This window comes from Parcubacteria group bacterium CG10_big_fil_rev_8_21_14_0_10_36_14 (assembly GCA_002772895.1).
GTDB lineage: Bacteria > Patescibacteriota > Patescibacteriia.
This window is the reverse complement of record PFCS01000026.1, coordinates 5,581-10,371: the sequence shown is the minus strand read 5'-3', so window position 1 is coordinate 10,371 and position 4,791 is coordinate 5,581. Positions and strand designations below refer to the sequence as shown.

Below are 4,791 nucleotides of genomic sequence, written 5' to 3'. Positions count from 1 at the left end.
CGACCGGCGGAGCGACGTGAGATTCCCCCTACCCGCTCCAAGAAAAGAGACGACCTTGTGTCATTTTTTTTCTTGGAGGAACATCCCCTTTACATAAAAATATATATCTGATATATTTAATTCATATTTTTCCGCCAAGCGAACGGAAAAATCCGCACTTTAATAATTAAGGTTTTTTATTCTTTTTTTTACAGAAACCGATATATATCGGATTTCCCAAAAAAAAGAAAATTTCTGCCTATGGATACTAAACACCTTAAAGTCCTGGGGCTGGGAGATCCCGAAATAATGGGTGATGCAACTCTGGTAAGGACTTTTATGGAAAAACTAATTAAAGAGGTCGGAATGAGGCCCCTTGGCGAACCAACTGTGCATGACGTACCGTTGGACCTCAAAAAATTAGGTGTTGCGCCCTTTGAAGATGAGGGTGGTGTGACAACGCAAATCGTCGGCTATCACACACTTTCCACAAGCCATGCTGCAATTCATACATGGCCATTGCGAAAAGAATTTCATCTTGATTTGTATAGCTGTAGAAATTTCGACGCAAAACAAGTAGAAGAGTTTATTAAGAATTATTTTAAGTGCACCAAAACAAAAATATCCAATCTCACATACGCTACAGAATGGTAAACAAAGAGCCCAATTTCGGGCTCTTTGTTTTTACTCTCAAAAAAGGTAAAATATAATTATATGACCAATCAGGATATCGCAAAAATTTTATACGAACTATCAACACTTTTAGAAATAAAAGAAGTCCCTTTTAAACCGCGCGCTTACGAAAAAGCGGCAATGTCTATTGAGGAATTAGATGAAAATTTGAAAGACATTTATAAAAAAGACGGACGCAAAGGGCTTGATGCAATTCCGAGCGTGGGAGTTAGTATTGCCGAAAAAATAGAAGAACTCCTTAAAACCGGAAAATTAAAATACTATCAAAAATTAAAAAAGGGGTTTCCTGTTGATATCGTAGGAATGACCCGTATTGAAGGACTGGGTCCAAAAACCATTGCCGAACTTTATAAAAAACTGAAAATAAAAAATTTGAAAGAGTTGGAACGAGCGGCAAAATCAGGAAAAATAGAAAAAATCGCCGGTTTTGGTAAAAAAACTGAAGAAAATATTTTATCCGGAATGGAATTTGTAAAAAAAAATCACGGAAGAATGCTTCTATCCGAAGCGTTACCTCTGGCAAAAAACATAATAAAACAATTGAAAAAAACCGGCATTACCGAACGCATTGCCGTCGCCGGCTCAATTCGCAGAATGCAGGAAACGATTGGCGATATAGATATTGTCGCGACTTCAAAAACTCCAAAAAAACTCATTAGTGCTTTTACAAAATTACCCGAAGTGGAACATATAAAATTAAAAGGTGCCACCCGTTCATCTGTTCGTTTAAGAATCGGGATTGATGCCGACTTGCGTGTTGTAGCCTCGGGTATTTTTGGCGCAACTCTTCAATATTTTACCGGCGATAAACAACATAATATTGCTGTACGTAAAATCGCCATAAAAAAAGGCTACAAATTAAATGAATATGGGCTCTTCCGTAACAAAAAAATTATTGCCTGTAAAACCGAGGAAGAAATATATAAAAAATTAGGAATGGATACTCCTCCGCCAGAGATACGCATAAATGAAGGAGAAATAGAAGCTGCACAAAAACATAACTTGCCAAAGCTTGTTGGCTACAATGATATAAAGGGTGATTTGCAAATGCATACGAAATGGTCCGATGGCTCAAAATCAATTTTAGAAATGGCAGAGGAAGCAAAAAAAATGGGATATAAATACATCGCTATCACAGACCATACAAAAACATTGGCCGTGGCCAACGGTCTTGATGAAAATGGTCTCGCAAAACATAGCAGAGAAATTGATAAAATTAATAAAAAAATAAAGGGGTTACATATTTTTAGAAGCGCAGAAGTAAATATAATGAAAGACGGCTCGTTGGATATAAAAAATGAGGCATTAAAAAAATTGGATATTGTAAGCGCAGCCGTCCACTCTAATTTTAAAATGAGCAATGCCGAAATGACAAAGAGAATTATACATGCCATGCAAAACCCATACCTTAATATTTTATTTCATCCTACAGGAAGAGTAATCGGCCGTCGTCCGGGATATGAATTAGATATAGATGAGATAATCAAAGCGGCTAAAAAATATGGCGTGATATTGGAAATTGATGCTCATGCAAATCGATTGGATCTGAAAGATGAATATATCAAAAAAGCTGTAAAAGCAGGGATAAAACTCTCTATTGATACTGATGCACATAACGAAAAACATTTAGAGTATATGCGCCTCGGTATTGGACAAGCGCGTAGAGGCTGGGCAAAAAAATCAGATATCATAAATACAAAATCAGCTGACGAATTGCTAAAAATGTTAAAAAAATTGAAGAGAAAATGAACTGAAACAAGCACAGGGGTAAGCTACCATACTACCTCTTTTTTTATTGACAAATTTCATTATTTGGACTACACTATAACAAACGTACATTCACAAAAAGAAGGCAAAAAACATGGAAACCTTGCTACAAGACAGACTGGAAAAATTTAAAAAAGTAATAAACGAGGCAACAGAAGAAATTGCTATCATTCTAAGTCATCTTGATCCAGATTCAATTGCGTGCGCCAAAGTGTTCGCAGAGATATGCAAACACTTTGAAAAAAAACTACGAATTTATTATGCTGGGGGGCTCCATCTTCCACAAAATAAAATTGTCTGGAATAAATTTGGATTAGCTGAGGATTTTATCAAATTGGAAAAGTTTACCCCTGATAAACAGAACAGAGTTTCTGTTGTGCTTTTGGATTCTTCGTCAATAAAAGACCCTCGTCTTCAAAATCTAGAATTACGACCAATTATTGTTGTTGACCACCATCTAAATGCTGACAATCTGGAAGAGACAGAAGCTGAGTGGTATCAACTTAGTGTTTGTGGTGCGGCGATTACACTTATTATCCAAATATATCTTTCTTTGGGTTTTGATTTTTCCACAAATGATGATCTGGCGACACTTGCCGTACTTGGTATTTTAACAGACACGGGGATGATGAAGCTGGTATCGAAATATGCTACCGATTTGGATAGAGAGGCATTTACATATTTAATGAAGTTCGCTAATGATGCAAAAATCAGAGAAATATTTTCTTCTGTAAAAGATAAAAAATATCTTACCTTTCTAAATAAAGCGACAACGAATACAGAAACAAGAGAAGATACTATCATTACTAATATCGGATTCATTGACGCTGACGACGAAGTATACGCTGCGCTTTTAGCGGAGGAGCTCTGCAGTATTCAAGGCATCAGCACTGTGGTTGTCTGGGCACTTGATGATAAGAATAAGCTTTATATAAAAGTGAGGACAGTTGACGATAAAATAGAAATGCAACAATTTATCGCCAAACGATTTGGTGAAGGCACTGGCGGTGGAAGAACCGGCGCTGGTGCAGCGATTATTGAACCGCCTCCCCAATTCTATATCCCCAGCACTGCAGCTGGAAGAGAACTCTATATGAAATTCGTAAAACAGTTAATCGTTGATGCCCTTTTCAAAAATCCTTCCGAATAATCCCCAAATACGGGGATTTTTTTAAAATTTAAAACGGGTCAAAAACTCGTCCTAAATTTGTCACCGATCGGAATTTCACGTCGCTCATTTCATTCTCTCTTCATAGGGGCTTCCGCCCCTCTGATCGTCAGTCGTTTCACTCCTTCCTGTCACCTCCAGAAATGTAGGGGAAAACCCTTTCCCCTACCACCCCTTTGTTCAAGCTCTTTCCTTCGGCAAGAAAAAACCTGAGTTTTATCTCAGATTTTTTTCTTGCCGCCGGTCGGACTCGAACCGACACGGGATTTCTCCCAAGAGATTTTAAGTCTCTCGTGTATACCGATTTCACCACGGCGGCATATTTTGATTATATATTACTCCAAAAAATTATAAAAGTCAAGCTTGACTTTTATCTTTCTAAACCGCTAAACTGAATATAGGGATAGTAAATTACTAAACGCTATTATTATGATAGAACCAAACGAGCAACCGACGCAAGAGCCACAAGAAGAAAAAATAGTTAATCCAAACCTGGTATCCGGCGAGGTTAATTTTGATACATCACTCCGCCCAAAACGCCTGGCTGATTTTATCGGCCAAGATAAAATAAAAGAACATCTATCAATTTTTTTAGAAGCGGCAAAACGCAGAGGCGATGTGCCGGAACATATTCTTTTTTATGGAAATCCGGGTTTGGGAAAAACTTCGTTAGCACACATTATTGCCAACGAAACAGAAGCGAATATCCGCACAGTCGCAGGGCCAACATTGGAACGCGTTGGCGATTTGGCCGCAATCATCACAAATATGGAACCGGGCGATATTCTTTTTATAGACGAAATACATCGACTGAATAAAGCCGTGGAGGAGGTTCTTTATCCGGCAATGGAAGATTATGCGCTAGACATCGTAATTGGCAAAGGTCCTTCGGCAAAAACCATGCGTCTTGATCTCCCGCGTTTTACTCTTATTGGCGCGACGACTCGTCTCTCGCTTCTTTCTGCTCCGCTCCGTGATCGTTTCGGCATAACGCATCATCTAAAATACTACGAAAACAAAGACATAAAAACAATCATTCTCAAAAATGCAGAAAAACTAGGTGTTAAACTAGATGAAACCGCTTCAGAGACAATCGCTTCTTGCGCCAGGTTTACCCCACGCGTTGCTAACCGCCTCTTAAAAAGAGTGCGTGATTTTGCTGAGATAAAAAACAATGGAAATAT

General features: G+C 38.2%; 4 protein-coding genes and 1 tRNA gene. 4 read left to right on the top strand and 1 reads right to left on the bottom strand.

What is annotated here, in order from left to right:
* Positions 1–240 precede the first annotated feature (240 nt).
* From COU51_01745 to COU51_01735, 3 genes are all read left to right on the top strand, one after another.
* Positions 241–633, top strand: coding sequence for a hypothetical protein (locus COU51_01745; protein PIR66848.1), 393 nt, complete (start codon positions 241–243; stop codon positions 631–633).
* 60 nt (positions 634–693) lie between these two features.
* A complete protein-coding gene (locus COU51_01740) occupies positions 694–2,421 on the top strand; it encodes a DNA polymerase III (protein ID PIR66847.1) in 1,728 nt (575 codons plus the stop codon).
* Positions 2,422–2,533: 112 nt separating this feature from the next.
* A complete protein-coding gene (locus tag COU51_01735) occupies positions 2,534–3,589 on the top strand; it encodes a hypothetical protein (protein PIR66846.1) in 1,056 nt (351 codons plus the stop codon).
* A 253-nt stretch (positions 3,590–3,842) separates the two neighbouring features.
* Here the strand turns inward: COU51_01735 and COU51_01730 are convergent.
* Positions 3,843–3,926 (bottom strand) — tRNA-Leu (locus tag COU51_01730).
* 110 nt (positions 3,927–4,036) lie between these two features.
* Here COU51_01730 and COU51_01725 point away from each other — a divergent pair.
* Positions 4,037–4,791: Holliday junction branch migration DNA helicase RuvB (locus COU51_01725; GenBank protein PIR66845.1), on the top strand; the 755-nt coding region annotated here is incomplete at its 3' end.